Annotated in this window: 17 protein-coding genes; 6 read left to right on the forward strand and 11 right to left on the reverse strand. The window is 62.7% G+C overall.

All coding sequences use genetic code 11. From position 1 onward, the window contains the following. Positions 1 to 139: 139 nt before the first annotated feature. Positions 140 to 1,531: an FAD-dependent oxidoreductase gene (locus BOH68_RS13510; RefSeq protein ID WP_077375199.1), complete on the forward strand. Its 1,392-nt coding sequence runs from the start codon at positions 140 to 142 to the stop codon at positions 1,529 to 1,531. Positions 1,532 to 1,727: 196 nt separating this feature from the next. Here BOH68_RS13510 and rsd read toward each other — a convergent pair whose 3' ends face one another. The 6 genes from rsd to BOH68_RS13540 form a co-directional block, all read right to left on the reverse strand. Continuing rightward, complete coding sequence (gene rsd, locus BOH68_RS13515) at positions 1,728 to 2,222, reverse strand: sigma D regulator (RefSeq protein ID WP_077375202.1); 495 nt, start codon at positions 2,220 to 2,222, stop codon at positions 1,728 to 1,730. Positions 2,223 to 2,347: 125 nt separating this feature from the next. Beyond that, positions 2,348 to 2,908 (reverse strand): disulfide bond formation protein B, encoded by a 561-nt coding sequence (locus tag BOH68_RS13520; protein WP_077375205.1) that lies wholly within the window; start codon positions 2,906 to 2,908, stop codon positions 2,348 to 2,350. Between the two features lie 260 nt (positions 2,909 to 3,168). After that, positions 3,169 to 4,767, reverse strand: a complete 1,599-nt coding sequence (gshA, locus tag BOH68_RS13525; protein WP_077375208.1) for a glutamate--cysteine ligase — start codon at positions 4,765 to 4,767, stop codon at positions 3,169 to 3,171. Positions 4,768 to 4,930: 163 nt separating this feature from the next. Beyond that, positions 4,931 to 7,354 (reverse strand): Tex family protein, encoded by a 2,424-nt coding sequence (locus BOH68_RS13530; protein ID WP_077375211.1) that lies wholly within the window; start codon positions 7,352 to 7,354, stop codon positions 4,931 to 4,933. 139 nt (positions 7,355 to 7,493) lie between these two features. After that, positions 7,494 to 7,991 (reverse strand): peptide-methionine (R)-S-oxide reductase MsrB, encoded by a 498-nt coding sequence (gene msrB, locus BOH68_RS13535; protein WP_077375214.1) that lies wholly within the window; start codon positions 7,989 to 7,991, stop codon positions 7,494 to 7,496. A gap of 195 nt (positions 7,992 to 8,186) precedes the next feature. Further along, positions 8,187 to 8,948: an SDR family oxidoreductase gene (locus BOH68_RS13540; protein ID WP_077375217.1), complete on the reverse strand. Its 762-nt coding sequence runs from the start codon at positions 8,946 to 8,948 to the stop codon at positions 8,187 to 8,189. A 565-nt stretch (positions 8,949 to 9,513) separates the two neighbouring features. On the opposite strand from BOH68_RS13540, the gene BOH68_RS13545 reads away from it, so the two are divergent. From BOH68_RS13545 to BOH68_RS13565, 5 genes are all read left to right on the forward strand, one after another. Next, positions 9,514 to 10,056 (forward strand): FxsA family protein, encoded by a 543-nt coding sequence (locus tag BOH68_RS13545; protein WP_077375219.1) that lies wholly within the window; start codon positions 9,514 to 9,516, stop codon positions 10,054 to 10,056. Positions 10,057 to 10,552: 496 nt separating this feature from the next. Further along, positions 10,553 to 10,846: a co-chaperone GroES gene (locus BOH68_RS13550; protein ID WP_043331438.1), complete on the forward strand. Its 294-nt coding sequence runs from the start codon at positions 10,553 to 10,555 to the stop codon at positions 10,844 to 10,846. 56 nt (positions 10,847 to 10,902) lie between these two features. Continuing rightward, complete coding sequence (gene groL, locus BOH68_RS13555) at positions 10,903 to 12,552, forward strand: chaperonin GroEL (protein WP_065392449.1); 1,650 nt, start codon at positions 10,903 to 10,905, stop codon at positions 12,550 to 12,552. A 313-nt stretch (positions 12,553 to 12,865) separates the two neighbouring features. Further along, positions 12,866 to 13,675 carry an RNA methyltransferase gene (locus tag BOH68_RS13560; protein WP_077375224.1) on the forward strand — a complete coding sequence of 270 codons (810 nt, stop codon included), beginning with the start codon at positions 12,866 to 12,868 and terminating at the stop codon, positions 13,673 to 13,675. 334 nt (positions 13,676 to 14,009) lie between these two features. Next, a complete protein-coding gene (locus BOH68_RS13565; RefSeq protein WP_077375227.1) occupies positions 14,010 to 14,219 on the forward strand; it encodes a hypothetical protein in 210 nt (69 codons plus the stop codon). Between the two features lie 276 nt (positions 14,220 to 14,495). Here the strand turns inward: BOH68_RS13565 and rpsA are convergent, their stop codons facing one another. The 5 genes from rpsA to serC form a co-directional block, all read right to left on the reverse strand. Continuing rightward, entirely contained in the window at positions 14,496 to 16,175 is a 1,680-nt protein-coding gene (gene rpsA, locus BOH68_RS13570; protein WP_077375230.1) for a 30S ribosomal protein S1, read from the reverse strand. A 334-nt stretch (positions 16,176 to 16,509) separates the two neighbouring features. Then, a complete protein-coding gene (cmk, locus tag BOH68_RS13575; protein WP_077375232.1) occupies positions 16,510 to 17,229 on the reverse strand; it encodes a (d)CMP kinase in 720 nt (239 codons plus the stop codon). Next, positions 17,226 to 19,475: a bifunctional prephenate dehydrogenase/3-phosphoshikimate 1-carboxyvinyltransferase gene (locus tag BOH68_RS13580; RefSeq protein ID WP_077375235.1), complete on the reverse strand. Its 2,250-nt coding sequence runs from the start codon at positions 19,473 to 19,475 to the stop codon at positions 17,226 to 17,228. The genes cmk and BOH68_RS13580 overlap by 4 nt, the downstream gene beginning before the upstream one ends. A 38-nt stretch (positions 19,476 to 19,513) precedes the next feature. After that, the gene (pheA, locus tag BOH68_RS13585; RefSeq protein ID WP_371861094.1) at positions 19,514 to 20,653 is read right to left on the reverse strand and encodes a prephenate dehydratase; all 1,140 of its coding nucleotides are present in this window, start codon (positions 20,651 to 20,653) and stop codon (positions 19,514 to 19,516) included. A gap of 12 nt (positions 20,654 to 20,665) precedes the next feature. Then, positions 20,666 to 21,760 (reverse strand): 3-phosphoserine/phosphohydroxythreonine transaminase, encoded by a 1,095-nt coding sequence (serC, locus tag BOH68_RS13590; protein ID WP_077375238.1) that lies wholly within the window; start codon positions 21,758 to 21,760, stop codon positions 20,666 to 20,668. Between the last annotated feature and the right edge of the window lie 39 nt (positions 21,761 to 21,799).

Raw genomic sequence — 21,799 nt, forward strand, 5'->3', positions numbered from 1 at the left:
TTCGCGTCCGATGTGTCTATAATGTGTGTCCATCGAACCGTCGAGCCTGACGAGGCATGCCCCGTCACGGCAGGACGGCCCCCGGTAGCCCGGTCGGGTGCCGGGGGATGTCCCTCACCAACTCTGAGCGTGAGCAGCCATGTCCTCAACGACATACGATGTCCTGATTGTGGGTGGCGGCGTGTCCGGCACCGCCCTTCTCTATGAACTCGCCCGCTACACCGACCTCTCGTCGGTCGGCCTGGTGGAAAAATACGACCATGTCGCGATCGTCAACTCGCACGGTCGCAACAACTCCCAGACCATCCACTGCGGCGACATCGAGACCAACTACACGGTCGAGAAGGCGCGCGTGACCAAGCGCACCGCAGGCATGGTGGTCAACTTCGCCACCAAGCTCAGCGAGAGTGAGCGCGATCACATCGTCTACAAGTACCCGAAGATGGTACTGGCGGTCGGTGCCAAGGAATGCCAGTTCCTGCGCAAGCGCTTCGAGACCTTCAAGCCACTGTTCCCGAATCTGAAGCTGCTCGAGCGTGATGACATCGCCGAGCTTGAGCCGAAGGTCGTGGAAGGTCGCCGTCCGGACGAGGAAATCGTCGCGCTGGGTTCCACCGACGAATACACCGCCGTCAACTACACCACCCTGTCGGAGGCCTTCGTCAGCGAAGGCGAGAAGGCAGCGGCCGAGAAAGGCATGAACTTCGACGTTCGCCTCTCGACCGCCGTGGAAGACATCCGCAAGGAAGGTGACGTCTACAAGGTCAAGACCGACAAGGGCGAGCTCAGCGCACGCTATGTCGTGGTCAGCGCCGGTGGTCACTCCCTGCTGTTCGCCCACAAGATGGGCTACGGACTGGACAAGTCCTGCCTGCCGATGGCTGGCTCCTTCTACTTCACTCCGAAAGTGCTCAACGGCAAGGTCTACACCATCCAGAACGAGAACCTGCCGTTCGCCGCCGTCCACGGCGACCCGGACGTGCTGGTGGAAGGCAAGACCCGCTTCGGGCCGACCGCTCTGATGCTGCCGCTGCTGGAGCGCTACAACGGCAAGACCTTCTGGGAGTTCCTCAAGGTACTGCGCATGGACCGCAACGTCGTCAAGGCCCTGTGGGACCTGATGAAGGTGCGCGACATCCGCAACTACATCTTCAAGAACTTCATGTTCGAGGTGCCGGTACTGCGTGAGCGCCTGTTCCACGGCGACATCAAGAAGATCGTCCCGAGCCTGGACGTCAAGGATGTCAGCTTCGCCAAGGGCTTCGGCGGCGTGCGCCCGCAGCTGATCGACAAGAGCAAGCAGAAGCTCGTGATGGGCGAAGCCAAGATCAATCCGGGCACCGGCATCGTCTTCAACATGACGCCGTCACCGGGTGGCACCAGCTGTCTGGGCAACGCCGAGAAGGACATGTATCTCGCTCAGGAATTCCTTGGTTTCAACATCGACAAGGATGCCTTCGAGCGTGACCTGCTCACCGGCGAGATCGAGCTGACCGAACTCGAACGCCCGGAAGCCTCTTCCCTGATGTGATACGCCGCGCGGCGCCAACCGCCGCGCAGGTGAACTGAAGGAAGTCGAGCCGAACGAAAAGCCCCCGCCAGCATCTGCTGACGGGGGCTTTTTCGTGTTGCCACTGACGGCGGCTGGCACTCAGCACTCAGTACTCAGTACTCAGGACTCAGGACTCAGGACTCAGGCGGACAGCATGTCTGCCTGAGTCATTCACTCATGCCACGGGTTGCCGCGAGTGAGCCAGTGGCTCGTGTACCGCATGCAGGCGCTGAATCAGTTGATCTTCCAGCGCGAAGCGCTCCGTCAGCCCCTCCTGAAGACGGGCCAGCCACTCGGGCAAGCGTGTGCGGTAGTGCTGGCAGCGGGTCGGACTCGAGAAGTCTTCATCGAAGGACAGTACCAGCTCCGTCGAGGGCTCCAGACGCAGCATCAACTTCTCCGCAGCGGCCAGAGCCTGGGTATCCTCGAAGACACGCCCCTCTTCCTTGAGCTGAGGATAGACTTCGAAATGGCCCGCCGAGATGTAATCCATCAACAGCTCGATGAAGCGATTGACGCGTGTCATGTCGAGCTGCTCGAGATCATTGACGCAGGCCTCGTGCAAATCCATGAAGCAGACCAGCATCTCGCGTCGCTGATCCAGCCAGCGATCAACCAACTGATGAACGCCACGAAAGCGTTCCGCCGCAGTGGTGCATTCCTCCAGCATGGGCGCCTCCTCTGGCATGACCCGAACGGTGGGGCTGACATCAGGTGCTCACCCCGCTGCCAACCCACTATCCTCCATGCGACGGACGCTGCCAACCCCCCACCATGGTGGCAGGCGTCATGCCCTCAACGCCGGAAGCTGCTCCACAGCATGGCCAGCGGAACCAGTGCCAGAGCACAGAAGCCGATCAGCGACCACTGAGGGATCGAGAGACCCAGCCACTGGGCACTGATCTGCGCGCATTCACCGGAGGCATTGAGCACCTGGGTGATCACGTCCCATACCGGCAGCACTTCCAGCATGTAGTTGAGGCCCGGGCCACAGGCCGGCACCTGATCCGGCGGAAGGGATTGCAGCCAGACATGACGACCGGCCAGCACGATGGCACCCACACTGCCCGCCAGCGCACCCAGCGCGTAGACGCGGGTACCGATACGCCCCGGTCCATGCACGGCACCCAGCAGGAAGAAGACGCCTGCCACGGCCACCGCCACGCGCTGGAAGATGCACAGCGAACACGGTGCCAGACCAAAGGCAAACTGCAGCACGAAGGCGACACCGAGCAGCAACGCGCACCCCAGCGCCCCCAGCAGGCACCACTGACGACCGCTCCAGCGCGCCAGACAGGCGAGACCCCCACCCTGGCGTGTCGGCTGTTGTCCTGATTGATTGTCCGCGTGTGTCATTTGCTGTCCTTGCCGTCCGACTCCACTGGAGTCATTGGTGAGAAATGGCGCGATCACGAAGACATCTCTCCATGACCACCTCAGAGCATGCGTGGCGTCATTGCCTGGCCAGAACGCACGCATGGGCCAGAGACATCATCGGCGCCTCAAGTCTGAGGCGCCGATGATGTCGCGATGGCCGGTGTCGCCGCGATCAGCGATGGATGCCTATCATGCCGCGCAGGGATGACCTGAACATGAATCGGCGTTGCATCGACGAGTCAGGCCGGTTGCGTGGCATGCGCCGAGGCAAAGTATTCGGCCATGAAGGTATCGAAGTCCTGATGGTCGCCGGCCTCGATATCGCCCTGTTGCTGCAGGGAAGTCTCGACCAGTTGATCCAGCAGGTAGCCACGTGCACGCTCCATCGGCTCCGTCTTGAACTGCTCGGCCTGCCCCTTGGCCAGTGCCAGCACTTCATCGACGAAGTTGCTGCCGTTGTCGAGCATGCTGGTCAGCAGACGGCCCGAGGGCGTGGTCTGGGCATCGTCAAAGCGCGGCGCGAGTACCGCCAGCGCATCGCGATGCTCGCTGCCTGACTTGTGATTCTCGTCCAGCAGGCTTGCCACTTCGCCAAGCTCATCCATCACGTTGGCGGCCAGTTCACGCAGACGCCGCTCCTCACCCTTGACGTTCAGGGTCAGCTCGGGGTCACGCCCCGCCTCCACGACGCGTCGCTTGCTGTCGTCAAGGTTGGCGCATTCCTCATCATCGATCCATGGGCTCTCGGTCAGCAGACACCAGATCAGGAAGGTATCGAGGAAGCGGATCTGCGTCTCGTCGATCCCCACCGGCAGGAAGGGATTGAGATCCAGACAGCGCACCTCGATGTATTCGACACCCCGGCCTTCCAATGCCTGACTGGGCGTCTCGTTGTGCCGGGTGACACGCTTGGGACGGATGTCGGAGTAGTACTCGTTCTCGATCTGCAGGATGTTGCTGGAGAGCTGCGACCAGCTGCCATCAGCCTGCTTCACCCCCAGCTTCTCGTAGTCCTTCCACGGCGTGACGATGGCGTGACGCAGCGTCCCGACGAAGTTGTCCAGCGAGTTGAAGCAGATCTTGAGCTGCGCCTGCACCTTGTTCTGATAGCCCAGGTCCGACATGCGCAGGCTGGTGGCATAGGCCGAGACCAGACTGCGGTCGGCCTGACGCTTGAGGCGGTCATCATTGCCGCCATCCAGGAAGCTTTCGTCGATTCCCGGCGAGGCGCCGAACAGATAGAGAAGAATCCAGCTATGGCGACGGAAGTTGCGGATCAGCTCGAAGTAGCGGCGCGAGCGGAAGTCACGCGCATCCTCGCCTTCGGCATTCTCCATCTTCTGAAGCAGCGTCCAGAAATCATCCGGCAGCGAGAAGTTGTAATGGATACCGGCGATGGACTGCATGATGCGCCCGTAGCGCACATCCAGTCCCTTGCGGTAGACATGCTTCATGGTGCCGGTGTTGGAGGTGCCATAATCCGCGATCGGCACGCTGTCATTGCCGTTCAGCCTCGGCGGCATGCTGGCCGGCCAGATCAGCTCATCCCCCAGATTGCGATAGCTGAAACGATGCAGGTCCGCCAGAAACTCCAGGGAATCCTTGGGACGCGAGAAGACCGGCGTGATGTACTCGAGCAGCGACTCGGAATAATCCGTGGTGATGTACGGGTGAGTCAGCTTGGACCCCAGAGCACGCGGGTGCGGGGTCTGGCTGATGCGGCCGTCGGCGTCGACCCTGAGGCCTTCTTTCTCGATGCCACGGCGCAGACGCCCGAAGAGTCCCTGACGGGCGGGGGCCTTGAGTCGCGCAATGGCGGACGCGAGTTGCTCGGACAAGGTATTGACCCTTTCGCATGGGGAGAAGCCCAGCCTCTCCGGTCGAGTTGGATGACCATGGCCCGCGGACTGCACCGGATGCCATGCAAGACGCGAACGGCATCCACCGTTCGCGTCAGTCAGTATGCCCACATTATGGGCGCGTAAAAAATGCTTTCAAGGCTTATGATTTCGACTTGCGCGCATTGAGCAGGGCCGCTGCCATGGCATTGTTGGCGGGTGCCGCTCCGCCTCCTGCACTGGAGCCGCTGCCGCGACCGCCTCGTTCCTGACGACCACCCCCGGCCTGGGAGCGCCCTCCACGATTGCCCTCGCCCCCGCGTCGCGCCTCGCCTCCCGCGCCTTTTTCACCGGGAGTATCGCTCATGCGCATGCTCAGCGCGATGCGTCCACGCGGTATGTCGACCTCCATCACCTTGACGCTGACGATGTCACCGGCCTTCACCACCTCACGCGGGTCGGCAACATACTTTTGCGACAGAGCAGAGATGTGTACCAGGCCATCCTGATGCACACCGATGTCCACGAAGGCCCCGAAATGGGTGACGTTGGTCACGACACCTTCAAGTTTCATGCCCGGTTCGAGATCCTTGAGCGTCTCGACCCCTTCCTTGAACTCGGCGAAGCGGAATTCAGGACGCGGGTCGCGCCCCGGCTTGTCCAGCTCCCGCAGGATGTCCGTGACAGTCGGCAACCCGAAGTGTTCATCCGTGAACTCGGCAGGCTTCACGCTGCGCAGGAAGCTGCTGTCGCCCAGCAGGCTGGGCAGCTCACGGCCATGCGCTCTGGCGATACGCTCGACCAGCGGGTAGGCCTCAGGGTGAACGGCGCTGGCATCCAGCGGGTTCTCACCCTCGGCGATACGCAGGAAGCCGGCGCACTGCTCGAAGGTACGTGGCCCGAGCCGACTGACCTTCAGAAGCTCCTTGCGCGAGGCGAAGCGGCCATTGGCATCACGATGCGCGACGATGTTCTCGGCAAGCGTGGTATTCAGACCCGCGACGCGTGACAACAACGCACTGGACGCCATGTTGAGATCGACACCGACGCCATTGACGCAGTCCTCGACCACCGCCTCCAGACTGCGCCCCAGCTGCACCTGACTGACATCATGCTGATACTGGCCGACCCCGATGGACTTGGGCTCGATCTTGACCAGCTCGCCGAGCGGGTCCTGCAGGCGACGGGCAATGGAGACCGCGCCACGAATGGTCACGTCCAGATCCGGGAATTCACGCGCGGCATATTCCGAGGCGGAGTAGATGGACGCCCCTGCCTCGTTGACCATCACCTTCTGCAGGCGACGACCGGACAGGCGGGTCAGCACGTCGGCGGCCAGCTTGTCGGTCTCGCGTGATGCGGTCCCGTTGCCGATGGCGATCAGCTCGACATCATGACGCTCGACCAGCCTGACCAGCTCCGCCACCGAGGCATCCCAACGATTGTGAGGCGCATGCGGGTAGAGGGTGGCCTGATCGACATACTTGCCGGTGGCGTCCACCACCGCGACCTTGACGCCGGTACGCAGGCCCGGGTCCAGCCCCAGGGTGGCCTTGGGCCCGGCCGGGGCTGCCAGCAGCAGATCCTTCAGGTTGTCGGCGAAGACCTGGATGGCCTCCTGCTCGGCACGCTCACGCAGGCGGCCGATCAGCTCGCTTTCCAGATGGGTATAGAGCTTGACCCGCCAGGTCCAGCGCACCACCTCCTTCAACCAGCGATCCGCGGCGCGCCCCTGGTCCTCGAGGGAGAAATGCGCCGCGATGGCACCCTCCATCGGGTGCCGCGGCAACTCGTCCTCGCCTTCCAGCTTGAGCGCGAGGCTCAGCACGCCTTCATTGCGACCCCGCAGCATGGCCAGCGCGCGATGCGACGGTGCCTTGTGCAGCGGCTCGTCGTGCTCGAAGTAATCGGAGAACTTGGTGCCTTCCTGTTCCTTGCCCTTCATCACCCGGGCACTGAGGATACCGTCATCCCACAGACGCTGACGCAGACGACCGACAAGCGCGGCGTCTTCCGCGAAACGCTCCATCAGAATCTGCTTGGCCCCATCCAGTGCCGCCTTGGGGTCGGCCACGTCCTTGTCGGCATCGACGAAGCCAGCCGCCTCGTCTTCCGGCACGAGCGTCGGGTCGCCAAGCAAGGCATCCGCCAGCGGCTCAAGACCCGCCTCACGGGCAATCTGGGCCTTGGTACGACGCTTCTTGCGATACGGCAGGTAGAGGTCTTCCAGACGCTGCTTGCTGTCGGCAGCCAGCACATCGCGCTCGAGACTCGCGGTCAGCTTGCTCTGCTCGGCAATGGATTCGAGTACCACCTGACGGCGCTCTTCCAGCTCACGCAGGTAGCGCAGGCGCTCTTCCAGAAGACGCATCTGGGTGTCATCCAGCCCGCCGGTCGCCTCCTTGCGGTAACGCGAGATGAAGGGCACGGTGGCGCCGCCATCCAGCAGCTCCACCGTCGCGGTGATCTGTTCTTCACGCACGTCCAGCTCCGCCGCCAGCGCCTGCTGGATGCGGCGAGCGGTGGCAGCAGGCGACAGCGTCGGTGCAGGGCGAGCGGTAGTGGCGTCAGTTGCGGTAGCGTCCATGAAACATCGATCCCTTCACGACTATGATTCTGGTGACAAGACACAGGCGGCCCGGTCGCTGAGTCGACCGGGCCGCCTGCATCACGATGCCATCACGTTACCACAAAGCCCGTGGATTGCTTTAGCTTCACAGGCCCCCTCAGGCCGGCACGAAACGCAGCGCCACCCCATTGTTGCACCAGCGCAGTCCCGTGGGCCTGGGGCCGTCCTCGAACACGTGTCCCTGATGCCCTCCGCAGCGTGCGCAGTGATATTCGGTACGCGGCCACACCAGCCCGTAGTCCGTCTTGGTCAACAGATGCCCTTCGATATGATCGAAGAAACTCGGCCAGCCAGTGCCGGACTCGAACTTGGTACGCGAGGTGAACAGCGCAAGGTCACAACCGGCACAACGGTACTCACCGTCACGCGATTCCTTGTTGAGCGCGCTGGAGCCTGAGCGCTCGGTGCCTTCCTCGCGCAACACGCGATACTGCTCTGCACTCAGGCGTGCGCGCCACTCGTCGTCATCCAGCACGAGCTCGGCAATGTCCGGCGAGCGCTCCAGCTCAAGCTCCGGGCGAGCGGCAGCCAGTCCCGGCAGTGCCAACATCGCACCGCCACCCAATACAAGCCCCATGAATTGGCGACGTTGCATGACGAATCTCCTTTATCCGATATGAACCGCGATACCGGGATTACGCACGGCACGCCTCGTTGGATGCATGTCACCTTGGCCCTCGCACGCAAGTCGACTCTCTCGCATGCACGAAAAGCCCCCATATCGGCAGATCCGGCATGGGGGCTTGCGCATTCACAGAGGGAGGCATGACGTCAGGCAGGAGACATCGGCTCAGATACGCAGACCGCCATCACATTCGATCACGCGCCCCGTGAAGTAATCATTGTCGAAGATGAAGGCCACGCTGCCCGCGATGTCTTCCGGACGTCCCAGATCACGCATCGGGATGCCACTCTTGATCTTGTCGAGCATCTCCGGCTTCATGCCGGCGGTCATTTCAGTGGCGATGAAGCCCGGTGCCACGGCACCGACACGAATCTTGTAGCGCGCCAGCTCCTTGGCCCAGGTGACGCTCATCGCGGCGACACCCGCCTTGGCTGCGGTGTAATTGCTCTGCCCCATGTTGCCGGCGCGCGAGATGCTGGAGATGTTGACGATCACGCCCGGCTGACCGGCCTCGATCATCTGACTGGCGGCTTCACGCGTGCACAGGAAGACACCGGTCAGATTGACATCGATGACCTGCTGCCAGCTGGACAGCGACATGGTCTTCTCCACGACTCCATCACGCGCCTTGATCAGCAGACCATCTCGGGTAATGCCGGCATTGTTGACCAGACCACTCACCGGGCCCAGCGCCGCCTTGATGGCAGAGAAGGCTTGCGTGACGGAGGCCTCGTCCGCGACGTCGGTCACGAACCCCTGCGCCTTGATGCCCGCCGCTTCCAGGCTCGAGACAGCGTCATCCAGACCGCCCTGTTCGATATCCAGCAGCGCCAGCACGGCGCCCTTCTCACCCAGATGTCGCGCCATGGCCAGCCCCAGCCCACGAGCGCCGCCCGTAATCGTGATGACCTTGTCGTCAAGCTTCATGTCCCGTCTCCCAGGTTGTCTGCCGACAGCGAGAAATGCCTGCCGGGTGCGAGGCCCGCATGCCGTACGAGCGTCACGATCAATGTGTCGAGTGTCCCGCACCGCGTCCATCCGCGTGTGCCACCGTGACTGGAGCTGTCACGGATGACGAACGCTGCAGGCTCACGGTGAATCTGCATGACGCAGTGCAACAGATTGCGACGTGTCCTGCCTCAACGCTGGCCCAACCGGCCAACGCAACCGGTCGCGTCATCAACGTAGCGGCCTGCAGGCGGGTGCTGATGCGACGTGCCCGCGTCCTTTCCGGCCGCCATGGGGCCCGCCTGGTCAGGCGTATCGTTGCCACCTTCGGACACTTGAGACATCCGTCGCGCCTGACACGGTATCACTCGCTGTCATTGTGCACTGCAACATCCAGCATGGCACCGCTCTACCACCAGCGCCAGCCATCCACGTCGGCCGGCATGAGCCTTTCATGACATCGATTCGACTGTTCCCCATCCTGCTGCTGGTTTACCCTTGACGCACTGGTGCAAGCTGCCATTTACCGGATTCGGGAGAGACGATGCCCATACTGCTAGTGATTACCCTGTTCGGGTTATTGGATTTCGTGGTGCTGTTCAGTCTTGGCAGCCAGATAGGGCTGCTGCCGACGCTGGCACTGGTACTGATCACCGGCGCCGTGGGCCTGCATCTGATTCGACGCGAAGGTCGCGCGACATTGATGCGTGCCCAGGAGCGCCTGCAACGTGGCGAGATGCCCTCCGGTGAACTGATGGAAGGCGCGGCGCTGATCTTCGGTGGCGCGCTGCTCATGGCACCGGGATTTCTCTCGGATGGCCTGGGGCTGCTCTGCCTGCTGCCGGCCTCGCGTGGACTGCTGACCCGAGGCCTGAGCGGCAACAACGTCATCGCACGCTTCTTCAAGGGTCGCTTCTCCGCACAGAGTCAGTCACGTCAGACGCACTCCGGCAACTGGCAGTCCACGGATCACGGCACTGCCCAGCAGGAGGAGCCACAGCGCGAATCAGGCCGCGCCAATAGCGGTGACAAGGGTGGGCAGCCGCTGGAAGGCGATTACATCAGCCGCGATGAGCCACGTCTGTAGGCCAGCATCGCGTCTCGACAGGCAAAGAGCCCGACGAGCCCCCACTGCATGATGATGATCAAAGCCCGGTACGGGAGCCCATCTCCCCTGCCGGGCTTTTCGTTGCCATGCATGACCGCGCTTTGCATGGCAACGCTGTGCAACGCGCCTCATCGCTGACACCTAGTACCAATGGACGTCATTCACCGTCGGGCGTCCACATGCCAGAGGCGTATGGCTCAGATACACTCAACTGCTTGATTCAACTCACAGTAGTGCATCGGGATAGTCGGCACCTCAAGTGCGTGCCTTTCAGGCGACGCAGTTGATGACGAGATTTGAAATTTTTTTATGTTCGCCTACTTGAAAGCTGTCCTCTCGCCACCATAAAAGCGGTGCAATGGATAACGGCCTCGCCTCTGCGAGGCCCAACACTCGGTAGGCAACCCCATTGAACGCCAGACGTGCCGGCAAAGACCGGCAGATGGCGGGATTTACCATCAGGAGAACGTGAGCAATGAACATCCGTCCCTTGCACGATCGCGTCGTGGTCCGTCGCGTGGAAGAAGAACAGAAAACTGCAGGTGGCATCGTTCTGCCCGGCAGCGCTCAGGAAAAGCCGACGCGCGGTGAAATTCTTGCCGCCGGCAACGGCCGCATCCTCGAGAACGGTGAAGTTCGCCCGCTTGACGTGAAAGTCGGCGACACCGTCATCTTCAAGGATGGCTACGGCGTCGAGAAGCAGAAGATCGACGGCGAAGAAGTGCTGATCATGAGCGAGAGCGACATCCTCGCCGTGGTGGAAGGCTGATTTCCAGCGTTTCCGGTTTAAATGCTACGACTTACTGATTAAAGGTAGAGATAACAATGGCTGCAAAAGACGTTCGTTTCTCCGATGATGCTCGCAAGCGCATGGCGCGTGGTGTCAATGTCCTGGCGGATGCCGTCAAGACTACCCTCGGCCCGAAAGGCCGCAACGTAGTGCTGGAAAAATCCTTCGGCGCACCGACCGTGACCAAGGACGGTGTGTCCGTCGCCAAGGAAATCGAGCTGAAGGATCGCTTCGAGAACATGGGCGCCCAGATGGTCAAGGAAGTCGCTTCCAAGACTTCCGACGTCGCGGGTGACGGCACCACCACCGCCACCGTGCTGGCTCAGTCCATCGTCAATGAAGGCCTGAAGGGCGTGACCGCCGGCATGAACCCGATGGACCTGAAGCGCGGCATCGACAAGGCCGTCATCGAAGCCGTCAAGGCCGTGCGTGAGCTGTCCGTGCCGTGCACCGACACCAAGGCCATCGCCCAGGTCGGTACCATCTCCGCCAATGGCGACTCTCGCATCGGCGAGATCATCGCGGAAGCGATGGAGAAGGTCGGCAAGGAAGGCGTCATCACCGTCGATGAAGGCCGTGGCTTCGAAGACGAGCTGGAAGTCGTCGAAGGCATGCAGTTCGACCGTGGCTACCTGTCTCCGTACTTCGTCACCAACCAGGACACCATGGCGGTCGAACTCGAAGACCCGTACATCCTGCTGGTCGACAAGAAGATCTCCAACATCCGCGAACTGCTGCCGGTGCTGGAAGGCGTCGCCAAGTCCGGCAAGCCGCTGGCGATCGTCGCCGAAGACATCGAAGGTGAAGCGCTGGCGACTCTGGTCGTCAACACCATGCGCGGTATCGTCAAGGTCGCGGCCGTCAAGGCGCCGGGCTTCGGTGATCGTCGCAAGGCCATGCTGCAGGACATCGCTGTCCTGACCGGCGGCACCGTGATTTCCGAAGAAGTCGGCCTCAACCTCGAGCAGGCCAACCTGGACCACCTGGGCACCGCCAAGCGCGTGACCATGTCCAAGGAAAACACCACCATCATCGATGGCGCCGGCAACGAAGGCGACATCGAAGCTCGTGTCTCCCAGATCCGCGCGCAGATCGAGGAAACCTCCTCTGACTACGACCGCGAGAAGCTGCAGGAGCGTGTCGCCAAGTTGGCCGGCGGTGTTGCCGTCATCCGCGTCGGTGCTGCCACCGAAGTCGAGATGAAAGAGAAGAAGGCTCGCGTCGAAGACGCCCTGCACTCCACTCGTGCAGCCGTCGAGGAAGGTGTCGTGCCTGGCGGTGGTACCGCCCTGGTTCGCGTCCTCAACCAGCTGACCGAGCTGAAAGGCGACAACGAAGACCAGACTCACGGTATCGCCATCGCGCTGCGCGCCATGGAAGCGCCGCTGCGTCAGATCGTCACCAACGCTGGCGAAGAAGCCTCCGTCGTGCTGAACAACGTCAAGGCAGGTGAAGGCAACTACGGTTACAACGCCTCCACCGGTGTCTACGGCGACATGTTCGAGATGGGCGTGCTGGACCCGGCCAAGGTGACGCGTTCTGCCCTGCAGTCCGCAGCCTCCATCGGCGGCCTGATGATCACCACCGAATGCATGATCGCCGAAGACCCGGAAGACAAGGCAGCTGCCGGCGGCGGCGACATGGGTGGCATGGGCGGAATGGGTGGAATGGGCGGCATGATGTAAGCCAGCCTCACCCCACGACTCACCCGTCGTGACCCGAACCGCTCCTGCGCAAGCAGGGGCGGTTTTTTCATGCCTGACATTCACGCTCCCCGCCGTGACATGCCTCGCTTGCACGGCGCAGGCCGCTACCTGACTCCTCTCGCCCGTCACGCTACACTAGGCGCCACTTTTTTGCGGCGACCTGAGACATTGCCTCTTCGTGATGACAGTGCATGACGCTGGCAGTGCACGAGGCTGGCAGCGCATTGACGCCCACGATCAATGACGACAACCGCTCAGGCCGCGCGCCTCGCTTGCCCAGGATCTTCTTCTCATGACTGATACCTCCAGCTCTGCCTCGAGCCCAGCCACCCTCGACAACGTGCGTGTCGTGCTGGTGCAGACCTTCCATCCCGGCAATATCGGCGCCACCGCCCGCGCCATCCTGACCATGGGCATCAAGGACCTGGTACTGGTCAACCCGCGCTGCTTCCCCGATGAGGAAGCCACGCGCATGGCCAGCGGCGCCGCGGAGCTTCTGGAAAACGCCCGCGTGCTCGAGCGTCTCGAAGACGCCGTCAATGACTGCCAGCTGGTCATCGGTGCCAGCGCCCGCCTGCGCAGTCTGCCGCTGCCTCACTTCGATGAGCCGAGCGAGATGGCCGCGCGCGTCATCGATACCGCCCAGGATGGCAAGGTGGCGCTGGTGTTCGGCCGTGAACGCTTCGGGCTGACCAACGAGGAGATCGGCTGCTGCACGCACCAGGTGTCCATCCCCACCAACCCCGACTACGGCATCCTCAATGTCTCCCAGGCCGTACAGGTACTCGCCCACGAGTGTCGCAGCGCCTGGCGTCGCACCCTGGAGCCAACCAGCGAGGCTCCGGTCGCGCGTCGTGAGGATGACCAGCTGCCGACCCGCGAGCAGCTCGGCCACTTCCACGAGCACCTCGGCCGTGCCCTGCGCGGTTCCGGCTTCCTCAATCAACCGCACTCACAGACCGAAGAGCGCTTGCGTGCACTGTTTGCCCGCGCTGAACCGACCCGCCGTGAGCTGTCCATCCTGCGCGGCATGCTGGCCAACCTGGAACGCCAGACCGCGGCCGCTGAAGCCACCAAGCCCGATCAGAGCGAGAACGACTAGACCACGCAGGGCTGGGCGGGGATGGGCCAATCAAGAGACGATGGGGCCGGCAACGACTGGTGCTTGGTCTGCTGGCCCGACCCGCCAATCCCACAGGCAGACTGTCAGCTCGACGTCATCGTCCTGACATGGATCAAGGCGCACGCTTGAACATCGTCCAGACTGTAGTGGTCACGACGATGACTCGCGACGGAAGGTGGCAGGGTCACGCAGACCCCGCCGCCCCTGTCGCCACCTCAGGCAAAGACTCCCGATGAGCGCGCGACAGCTCGCCACGAGAGGCGTCACGCCTGACCCTTGCAATGATGTTCATTGAACTCAAGGAGCGCCCACCATGACTCAGACAGCCTCTCTCAGCCCTCAGCAACTGGCCCGCGACATCCAGCAGCTGGAAAAGCGCCTGCATCAGATCGACCCGACGGAGCAGCCGGCACAGTACCGCAGCCTCTACTGCACCATCTCCCTGCGCCAGATGCAGCTTCTCGCCCAGAACAGTCAGCGCGTGGACTCCGGGCATTCTCTCGCCAGCGGAATCAACCGGTAACGTCCGCACAGCGAGGACAGGGTGCACAGGCACGATCTCTGCACTTTCCAGACACGATCTCCGCACTTCCCGGACACGATCTCCGCACTTCCCGGACACGATCTCTGAACACAAAAAAACCGCCACCCCGAAGGGTGGCGGTTTTTTTCGTTCCTGCGCATGACATGCGTCGTGTGCAGGATACCGATTCGGAGACGCTGAGGTGGCAACCAGAGGCATGTCACCTCAGCGTGGATCCGGACATCCCGCCTCACGAGGAGGCGGAATGTCTCGGGATCACTCCTGACCCAGCTGCTGCTTGATCAGGTCACCGATGGTCGTCGGGCCGTTGCTCTCGACTTCCTGGGTACGCGGCTTGGCAGCATCGCGACGCGGTGCTTCCACCTGGTCCTTGGACTTGACGGACAGGTTGATCAGGCGGCTCTTGCGATCCACACCGACGATCTTGGCTTCGACAGCATCGCCGACGCTCAGGACGTTGCGTGCGTCTTCGACACGATCAGCGCTGATTTCAGACGCCTTCAGAATGGCGATGACGTCAGTGGCCAGCTCGACCTGAACTTCCTTGGCGTCGATGTCGACAACACGACCGGACACGATGGCGCCCTTGTCGTTGACGGCCAGGTATTCAGAGACCGGATCGCTCTCGAGCTGCTTGATGCCCAGAGAGATGCGCTCACGTTCCGGATCGATGGACAGGATGACCGCTTCAGCTTCTTCACCCTTCTTGTAACGACGCACGGCTTCTTCGCCAGCTTCGTTCCAGGAGATGTCAGACAGGTGAACCAGGCCGTCGATGCCGCCTTCCAGACCGATGAAGATACCGAAGTCAGTGATTGACTTGATGGTACCGGAGACACGGTCGCCCTTGTTGTGCTTGCCGCTGAAGTCTTCCCACGGGTTGGTGGTGCACTGCTTGATACCCAGGGAGATACGACGACGCTCTTCGTCGATGTCCAGAATCATCACTTCCACGTCATCGCCGACATTGACGACCTTGGACGGGTGGATGTTCTTGTTGGTCCAATCCATTTCGGACACGTGGACCAGACCTTCGACGCCCTCTTCCAGCTCGGCGAAGCAGCCGTAGTCGGTGAGGTTGGTGACGCGTGCGTTGATCTTGGCGCCTTCCGGGTAGCGAGCCTTGATGTTGACCCACGGATCTTCACCCAGCTGCTTGAGACCCAGAGACACACGGTTGCGCTCGCGGTCGAACTTCAGCACCTTGACGTTGATCTCGTCGCCGACAGCAACGATCTCGGACGGATGCTTGATGCGCTTCCAAGCCATGTCGGTGATGTGCAGCAGGCCGTCAACGCCGCCGAGGTCGACGAAGGCGCCGTAGTCGGTCAGGTTCTTGACGATACCCTGAATCTGCTGACCTTCCTGCAGAGTGGCCAGGAGGGCTTCACGCTCAGCGCTGTTCTCGGCTTCGAGGACGGCACGACGAGACACAACAACGTTGTTGCGCTTGGCGTCGAGCTTGATGACCTTGAAGTCCAGTTCCTTGTTCTCGAGGTGGGCGGTGTCGCGCACAGGGCGGACATCGACCAGAGAACCCGGCAGGAAGGCACGGATGGTGTTGATGTCGACGGTAAAGCCACCTTTGACCTTGCCGTTGATCACGCCCTTGACGATCTCGTCCTTCTCGAAGGCGGCTTCCAGCTCTTTCCACGCTTCGGCACGCTTGGCCTTCTCGCGGGACAGGCGGGTCTCACCGAAGCCATCTTCGACGGCTTCCAGCGCGACCATGACTTCGTCGCCGATGCTGATGGACAGCTGGCCACTTTCGTCACGGAACTGTTCAGACGGAATCTGACCTTCAGATTTCAGACCGGCATTGACAGTGATCCAGTCGCCATCGATATCGACGATGGTAGCGGACACGATTGCGCCCGGCTCCATGTTGATGTCCTGGAGTGACTGTTCAAATAAATCAGCAAAGCTCTCGCTCATGGTATTCCTACATGATCAACGTTTGGGGCGGCTTGCACCGCAGTCTCCGTACCACCAGCAAGCACGGGCCATATCTACATATCCCCGGGGGCGTTGACGCTGGTTCGAGATACACCGGCTTTCCGCTTGCCGCCGATGCACCCCATGACACCTGGCCGGGGGGTTGATGACACCGCAGTGTCATCTGGGTCGTGCCTTGTCCTGCGTCTCCGCTCGCAGAGCGAGCGAAGCCTGCCACTGCCCGGCCCGAAGGCCTTGATGCAGCAGCAGGCTATCAATCGATTGTCCTGACACAACAGGTACGCTTGCCGATGAAGGCCACGGACATGCCGTTTCAGCGTTCCGCCACCAGGCCATACTCGACCAGCAGCTGCTGGATGCGCTCGACCACCTGCTCGATGTCGAGATCCGTCGTATCGAGGATCACGCCATCATCTGCCGGCTTGAGCGGGGCGACTGCCCGGCCCATGTCGCGTGCATCGCGCGCCTGTATTTCTGTCAAAAGGCTCGAAATATTAGCATCCACACCCGCTTCCTGCAACTGGGCATGACGTCTGCGCGCACGTTCCTCGGCCGAGGCGGTGAGGAAGATCTTGAGCGGCGCCTCGGTGAAGACCACCGTGCCCATGTCGCGACCGTCGGCCACCAGGCCCGGCGCACGCGCGAAGGCACGCTGACGTGCCAGCAGTGCGGTGCGCACGCGCGGCTGGGCCGCGATGATGGAGGCGTTGTTGCCGACCGTCTCGAGACGGATGTCACGCGTGACGTCTTCACCCTCGAGAATCACGCGAGTGGCATCCCCCTCGGCATCGAACTGGACATCGAGGTGCTCGGCGATGGTGGCCACCGCGGACTCGTCCTCCAATGCCACACCGTGACGCTCGGCGGCCAGAGCCGTCAGGCGATACAGCGCACCGGAGTCCAGCAGGTGCCAGCCCAGGCTCGCCGCGACCAGACGGCTGATGGTGCCCTTGCCGGCCCCGCCGGGGCCATCGAGGGTCAGCACCGGATCATCGCTCACCTGGCTGTGATGCGGAGTCGCTTCACCACTCATGACGCCTCCTGTCCGGGTGCCACGGCACCGAGGTTCTCGACCTGCATGCCGACTTCACTGGCCAGCGCCACGAAGTTCGGGAAGGAGGTCGCGACATTGGCACAATCATCGATCAGGATTTCGCCCTGCGCACGCAGCGCCGCCACGCTGAAGGCCATCGCGATACGGTGGTCACCGTGACTGTCGACCAGACCGCCACCGTAGGCACCGCCACGGATGTCGATACCGTCGGCGACGACTTCGTGCTCGACACCGATCTGCGCCAGACCGTCCGCCATCACCTGGATGCGGTCGGATTCCTTGACGCGCAGCTCCTCGGCGCCACGCAGGCGGGTCATGCCCTCGGCATTGGCCGCCGCGATGAACAGCGCCGGGAATTCGTCGATGGCCAGCGGGACCTGATCTTCCGGGATGTCGATCCCCTTGAGCGGCGCATAGCGGATGTGCAGGTCCGCCACCGGCTCACCGCCGACTTCACGCTCGTTGGAGATGCTCAGATCGGCACCCATCGCCTTGAGGATGTTGATCACGCCGATGCGCGTCGGGTTGATGCCGACGTGCTCCAGCACCAGATCGGCACCCGGCGTGATGGCCGCGGCGACCAGGAAGAAGGTCGCGGAGGAGATGTCGGCCGGCACGTCGATCGGGCAGGCCTCGAGGCTGCCACCACCGGTCAGCCACGCTTCGGCGCCTTGACGCTCGACCTTGTAGCCGAAGCCGTTGAGCATGCGCTCGGTGTGATCACGCGTCGGTGCCGGCTCGATGGCGCGGGTCTCACCTTCGGCGTAGAGACCGGCCAGCAGCAGGCAGGACTTGACCTGAGCGGACGCCATCGGCATCTCGTAGCGGATCCCCTTGAGCGGCTGACCACCGTGGATACGCAGTGGCGGACGGCCATTCTCGGCGGTATCGATCACCGCGCCCATCTCGCGCAGCGGGTTGGCGACGCGGTCCATCGGGCGCTTGGTCAGCGAGGCATCCCCGGTCAGCTCGGTATCGAAGGCCTGACCGGCCAGCAGACCGGCGAACAGACGCATCGCGGTGCCGGAGTTGCCGACATACAGCGGGCCCGGCGGCTGCTTCAGGCCGTTGAGGCCCACGCCATGAATGGTCACACGACCCTGATGCGGGCCTTCGATGACCACGCCCATGTCGCGGAAGGCCTGCAGCGTGGCCAGGCTGTCTTCACCCTCGAGGAAGCCCTCGACCTCGGTCACGCCGTTCGCCAGCGCGCCCAGCATGATGGAGCGATGTGACATGGACTTGTCACCCGGCACACGAATGCGCCCCTGAACCTGCCCACCCGGCAGTGCACGGTACCGCACGTTCTGCTGTTCCATTGTCTGATAACTCGTCTGTTTCAATAGGGTATTGAAGTAGTGTCGAGCGTGGCTGGCGCGGGTGAATATCCCCAGCATCGCCTCGCCATCGCCCGCGGTCACGGCAGCACGCACTCGCGCTACCCCGGCCTCGAATTCATCCAGCGCCTCCAGCACCGCATCGCGGTTGGCCAGATAGACGTCACGCCACATCACCGGGTCACTGCCCGCGATACGCGTGAAGTCGCGGAAACCGCCCGCCGCGTAGCGGAAGATCTCCAGGCGCTCATCCTGACGCGCCAGACTGTCCACCAGCGAGAACGCCAGCAGATGCGGCAGATGGCTGGTGCGTGCCAGGACCTCGTCGTGGCGTGCCACGCTCATGTCCAGCAGCTGAGCACCACACACCGACCACATGGCGGCCACGCGTGCCACGGCCTCGGGGTCACTGTCCGGTTCCGGCGTCAGAATCACCTTGTGATCGCGATAGAGCTCGGGATTGGACGCCGCCACCCCGCTCTTCTCGGAACCGGCGATCGGATGCCCGAGCACCAGATTCGGCGGCATGTGACCGAACACGCCGATCGCCGCGTCGCGGATCGCGCCCTTGGTGCTGCCGACATCGGTGACCACCGCATCATCTTCCAGCAGCGGTGCGATCTCCGTCATCACGCCCTTCATCGCCATCACCGGCACGCACAGCACCACCAGCGAGGCGCCGGGCACCAGCCCAGCCAGCTGAGTACTGCCGCCATCGATCAGCTTCATGCGCTGACCGAGGCAGATCTCGTTAGAATCCCGATCACAGGCGAGAATCTCGCCGCGATGACCCGCCGCACGCAATGCGGCGGCAAGCGAGCCACCGATCAACCCCAGCCCGACCAGCAGGATACGCCGCTCGCCGGCCAGCCGCTCCGAGGACAGCATGTCCGCCGCCGCGCTAGTCACTGCCTGTTCCGACTCGCTCACAGCACACCGACCGGGTAGGACCCGAGCACCTTGACGTCCGCCGCGCACTGACGCAGCTCTTCCAGCGTCTCCGTGATGAGCGGATCATCACGGTGGCCACGGAAGTCGATGAAGAAGACATAGTTCCAGGCACCCGAGCGCGACGGCCGCGTCTCGACACGGGTCAGATCGATCTGGTGGCGGTGGAACGGTGCCAGCAGGTCATGCAGCGCGCCCGGCTGGTTGCGCATCGCCACCACGATGGACGTCTTGTCATCACCGGACGCCGGCACCGAGCTGTCGCCGATGATCAGGAAACGCGTGGAGTTGTCCGGGCTGTCCTCGATCTTCTCCTCGACCTTCTCCAGCTCATAGAGCTTGGCCGCCATGTCACCGGCAATCGCCGCACTGTGCCACTCGGTGCGCACCTGACGCGCGGCCTCGGCATTCGAGGACACCGCGATGCGCTCGGCGTGCGGGAAGTGGGCATCCAGCCACTTGCGGCACTGGGCCAGCGACTGGGCGTGGGAATAGATGCGCGAGATCTTCTCGCGACGCGTATTCGGGCCCACCAGCAGGTGATGGTGAATGCGCAGCACCACTTCGCCGGAGATCTTGAGCTGCGAGCCCATGAACGAATCCAGCGTGTGATTGATGACGCCCTCGGTGGAGTTTTCCACCGGCACCACGCCGTACTGCACCGCGCCGGCTTCCACTTCGCGGAACACCTCGTCGATGGCGGCCATCGGCTTGGTCACGGCGCTGTCACCGAAGTGCTTGAGCGCGGCCTGCTGGGTAAAGGTCCCTTCCGGGCCGAGATAGGCCAGACGAATCGGCTGCTCCAGCGCCAGACAGGCGGACATGATCTCGCGGAACAGCCGCGCCATCTCCTCGCCCTTCAGCGGGCCGGGGTTGTCGGCCATGATACGGCGCAACACCTGGGCTTCACGCTCAGGACGATAGAACTGCACCTGGCCATCCTCGCCCACGTCACCGGCCGCCATCTTGACCTCGGCCACCTGCTGCGCACAGCCCGCCCGCTCGCTGATCAGGCGCAGCAGCTCGCTGTCGATGGTATCGATGCGCTGACGTAGCTCGTCCAGCGTGACCGCCTTGGCAGCCACCTGCGGCGCAGGATTCTGCTTGGAATCCGTCATCTCACCTCTCCCTTAGCCGTGACGACGCGCAAAGTCGCCCATGAAGTCCACCAGCGCAGTGACGGCAGCTTCCGGCACGGCGTTGTAGAGACTGGCACGCATGCCACCGACACTGCGGTGACCGGCCAGGTTGAGCAGACCCGCCGCCTCGGACTCGGCAAGGAAGGTCTTGTCGAGACGATCATCGGCCAGCACGAACGGCACGTTCATGCGTGAACGGTTCTCGGTGACGATCGGATTGGAGTAGAAGTCGTTGCCGTCGATGGCCGCATAAAGTGCCTGCGCCTTGCGATCATTGATCGCATTCATGGCATCGAGACCCCCGACCTCATCCTTCAGCCACTCGAACACCAGGCCTGAGAGATACCAGGCATAGGTCGGCGGGGTGTTGAACATGGAGCCCGCCTCGGCGGCCGTCTTCCAGTTCAGCATGGTCGGGCAGTCCTTGCGCGCACGCTCGAGCAGATCTTCACGCACGATGACCAGCGTCAGACCCGCCGGACCGATGTTCTTCTGGGCACCGGCATAGATGACACCGAAACGGCTGACATCCAGCGGCCCCGACAGGATGGAAGACGACATGTCACACACCAGCGGCACGCCATCCGCTGCCACCTCGGGAATGTAGTCGAACTCGAGGCCGCCGATGGTCTCGTTGGCGGTGTAATGCAGATAGCCCACATCACCCGAGAGCTGGATCGCATTCTGACGCGGCACGGCAATCAGGCCATTGCTCTCGCTGGAGGCGGCCACATGGCTGCCCACGGCCAGATGCTCGGCTTCCTTGATCGCCTTCTTGCCCCAGATACCGGTATACAGATAGTTGGCGCTGCCGCCCTCGCCCAGCAGGTTCAGAGGCACCCCCGCGAACTGGGTGGAAGCGCCGCCCTGCATGAACAGCACGCGATAGTGGGACGGAATGTCGAGCAGTTCGCGCAGATCCGCCTCGGCCTTCTCGGCGATGGCCACGAAGTCGTCGGAGCGATGACTCATCTCCATGACGGACAGTCCGCGGCCCTGATAATCCAGCATCTCGGCGCGTGCGCGTTCCAGGACAGCGGTCGGCAGTGCAGCAGGACCGGCGCAGAAATTGAACTTGCGTGTCATGTCGTCTTAATTCCCGAAAGTGAAGCGACCGCCCCGAAG

The organism is Cobetia sp. MM1IDA2H-1 (genome assembly GCF_002916775.2).
In the GTDB taxonomy this organism is placed as follows: domain Bacteria; phylum Pseudomonadota; class Gammaproteobacteria; order Pseudomonadales; family Halomonadaceae; genus Cobetia; species Cobetia marina.

Coding starts and splice junctions, on each gene's coding strand:
- BOH68_RS13510 (WP_077375199.1), top strand. CDS start 140: ATGTCCTCAACGACATACGATGTCCTGATTGTGGGTGGCGGCGTGTCC.
- rsd (WP_077375202.1), bottom strand. CDS start 2,222: ATGCTGGAGGAATGCACCACTGCGGCGGAACGCTTTCGTGGCGTTCAT.
- BOH68_RS13520 (WP_077375205.1), bottom strand. CDS start 2,908: ATGACACACGCGGACAATCAATCAGGACAACAGCCGACACGCCAGGGT.
- BOH68_RS13530 (WP_077375211.1), bottom strand. CDS start 7,354: ATGGACGCTACCGCAACTGACGCCACTACCGCTCGCCCTGCACCGACG.
- msrB (WP_077375214.1), bottom strand. CDS start 7,991: ATGCAACGTCGCCAATTCATGGGGCTTGTATTGGGTGGCGGTGCGATG.
- BOH68_RS13540 (WP_077375217.1), bottom strand. CDS start 8,948: ATGAAGCTTGACGACAAGGTCATCACGATTACGGGCGGCGCTCGTGGG.
- BOH68_RS13545 (WP_077375219.1), top strand. CDS start 9,514: ATGCCCATACTGCTAGTGATTACCCTGTTCGGGTTATTGGATTTCGTG.
- BOH68_RS13550 (WP_043331438.1), top strand. CDS start 10,553: ATGAACATCCGTCCCTTGCACGATCGCGTCGTGGTCCGTCGCGTGGAA.
- groL (WP_065392449.1), top strand. CDS start 10,903: ATGGCTGCAAAAGACGTTCGTTTCTCCGATGATGCTCGCAAGCGCATG.
- BOH68_RS13560 (WP_077375224.1), top strand. CDS start 12,866: ATGACTGATACCTCCAGCTCTGCCTCGAGCCCAGCCACCCTCGACAAC.
- BOH68_RS13565 (WP_077375227.1), top strand. CDS start 14,010: ATGACTCAGACAGCCTCTCTCAGCCCTCAGCAACTGGCCCGCGACATC.
- rpsA (WP_077375230.1), bottom strand. CDS start 16,175: ATGAGCGAGAGCTTTGCTGATTTATTTGAACAGTCACTCCAGGACATC.
- cmk (WP_077375232.1), bottom strand. CDS start 17,229: ATGAGTGGTGAAGCGACTCCGCATCACAGCCAGGTGAGCGATGATCCG.
- BOH68_RS13580 (WP_077375235.1), bottom strand. CDS start 19,475: ATGCTGTCCTCGGAGCGGCTGGCCGGCGAGCGGCGTATCCTGCTGGTC.
- pheA (WP_371861094.1), bottom strand. CDS start 20,653: ATGACGGATTCCAAGCAGAATCCTGCGCCGCAGGTGGCTGCCAAGGCG.
- serC (WP_077375238.1), bottom strand. CDS start 21,760: ATGACACGCAAGTTCAATTTCTGCGCCGGTCCTGCTGCACTGCCGACC.